Raw genomic sequence first — 528 nt, forward strand, 5'->3', positions numbered from 1 at the left:
CGCCGTGGTTACCGTGCAGGCTGACTATATTGACTCCACCGTCCCCATCAATCGTTGCACTCCCGTGACCCACTTCGATCACGTCGTCACCCACACCGCCGAAAATCTTATCGTCCCCGCCACCGGCGTGAATGACGCTGCCGCCTTGGGCAGCATAGATTGAGTCGCCCTGAGAACCGGCATAGATAACCGACTTGCCACTGCCACCAATGATGGTGTTGTGCCCACTGCCGCCGACCAGGACGTCGTTACCCATGCCACCGACTAACACCGAATCGCCGGAGCCGCCCTTGATAAAGACACCATTAGCTCCACCGCTTCTGATGACATCACTGCCACTCCCGCCTTGAGCCATAGTTAAACCGGCCTGAGCCATGTTCAGCTCTATACCTTTTTTGCCAACAATGATCGCCGTATCGTGCCCGCCATTGCCGTGAATGTTTTTCGTATCGTCAGCAGCACTGATAACAAAAACGTCATCACCGGCACCACCAACATAGGTATTGCTCCCGGCGCCCCCAACCAGCC

1 protein-coding gene is annotated in these 528 nt (G+C 56.4%); it reads right to left on the reverse strand.

Annotated features, from left to right (window positions below; translation table 11 throughout):
- Positions 1 to 528: calcium-binding protein (locus AM629_RS21490; protein WP_161804272.1), on the reverse strand; the 528-nt coding region annotated here is incomplete at both ends.

It is taken from the genome of Photorhabdus heterorhabditis (genome assembly GCF_001280945.1).
GTDB classification, from domain to species: domain Bacteria; phylum Pseudomonadota; class Gammaproteobacteria; order Enterobacterales; family Enterobacteriaceae; genus Photorhabdus; species Photorhabdus heterorhabditis.